We start from the raw sequence: 1,565 nt of genomic DNA on the forward strand, positions 1-1,565 counted from the left end.
TCCTTTCGCGGTAGCGGGACGGAGTCCTATGGCAGGATCGAGAAGTGCTGCGGAGAGGGATCCCGGTGCGCTTGACAACGCGGGCCACCTATAGCATCAAAGCTTTGTTGGATCTGGCGATGCTCGGCTCCGGGCAAATGGCTTCGGTGCGGGCCATTGCTCAGCGACAGGGGATCCCAGCTCCCTACCTGGAAAAGTTGCTGATTGAGTTGCGCCAGGCCGGCTTGGTTTGTTCCCAACGGGGGGCCCAGGGAGGCTACCGGTTGGCACGGGCGCCGCGGCGGATCCCGATCAGCGCCATTTTGGCGGCGGTGGGAGAATCCCTGCATCCTCTTGTGGAGAGTTCTGACGCCACAGCCGTGTATTCGGCGGAGCGGCTGGACTGGGTGACGGAAGCCCTGTGGAAGCGGATCGCTCGGCAAGTGCAGCAGGTGCTGGAGGAAACCACCTTGGAAGATCTGTATTTTGATGTTCGGAGCTGGCAGGCGGCTCAGGATCAGGAGAGTGGATTTGTGGTTTGAGCGTGCTGGCGGGATGGAGTCATCGCTGTTTTTCCCGGCCCAACCAACTGCCGGGGTGGTGCTGGCGGCAGCTTTGGCTTTGGATTATCTGCTGGCGGATCCCTGGGGTTGGCCTCATCCAGTGCGGGTGATGGGGGCTGTTATTGCCTGGGGGCAAGGCTATATCCTCAAGCACTGCTCAACTCCGCGAGCACAACAGTGGGGCGGGGCAGTTCTCACCCTAACTTTGGTGGGGGGATCCTACGGCATAGGCTGGGGACTGGTCGCCATCGGCAATGCCATCCATCCCTGGGCAGGGATCCTCATGCAGGTGATCCTGATGGCCAGTTGTCTGGGAGGGCGCAGCCTGCGCTTTGCTGCGTTGGAGGTGTTGGATCCCTTGGAAAAAGGGGATCTGCCGGAGGCCCGTCAACGGCTCAGCCGCTACGTGGGGCGGGATACAGAGCACCTGACGGAGCCGGAGATTTTGCGGGCGCTGATTGAGACGGTGGCCGAAAATACTCCCGACGGAGCAACTGCCCCTCTGTTCTACGCCTTCTTGGGAGGGGCGCCCTTGGCCCTAGCCTACAAGGCCAGCAGCACGCTGGATTCGATGGTGGGCTACCGCCACCCCCCTTTCACCCATTTGGGCACAGTGCCGGCCCGCTGTGAGGATGGGCTGACGTGGCTGCCCTGCCGCCTGACGGTGCTCACCCTGGCCCTGCTCAGCCGGGATCCTTGGGGGTTCTGGCAGCGGTGTCGTCAGGATGCGCAGGCGGATCCCAGCCCCAATTCGGGGTGGAGCGAAGCGGCTTTTGCCTGGCGGCTGCAGATCCAATTGGGGGGAACCAATTTCTATCAGGGGATCCCGAAGGTGAAACCCAAATTGGGGATCCCAGCTCGCCCCTTGACCCCGCAAGTGGTGCGGGAAAGCTTGGGACTGCTGCGACAGGTTGTATGGATTTGGGGGAGTTTGATGGTGGGAGCAACTCTCCTGTTGACCGTTCTGCAACTCATGGTCGTTTATTTCACCCCCTAGGATGAACTAAACAACCGGTTGCTTCC

The 1,565-nt window shown here is 61.5% G+C and carries 2 protein-coding genes; both read left to right on the forward strand.

Translation table 11 applies throughout. From position 1 onward, the window contains the following. Positions 1–65: 65 nt before the first annotated feature. Positions 66–521, forward strand: coding sequence for an Rrf2 family transcriptional regulator (locus NW818_RS13635; RefSeq protein WP_414331465.1), 456 nt, complete (start codon positions 66–68; stop codon positions 519–521). A gap of 13 nt (positions 522–534) precedes the next feature. Then, on the forward strand, positions 535–1,539 hold the full coding sequence (cbiB, locus tag NW818_RS13640) for an adenosylcobinamide-phosphate synthase CbiB (protein WP_414424860.1): 1,005 nt from the start codon (positions 535–537) through the stop codon (positions 1,537–1,539). Positions 1,540–1,565 lie beyond the last annotated feature (26 nt).

The sequence above is a fragment of the Synechococcus sp. R6-5 genome (assembly GCF_047461775.1).
Taxonomy (GTDB): Bacteria; Cyanobacteriota; Cyanobacteriia; order Thermostichales; family Thermostichaceae; genus Thermostichus.

Bases quoted from the DNA above. Each gene is read 5' to 3' on its own strand.
- cbiB (WP_414424860.1), top strand. From the start codon at position 535: ATGGAGTCATCGCTGTTTTTCCCGGCCCAACCAACTGCCGGGGTGGTG.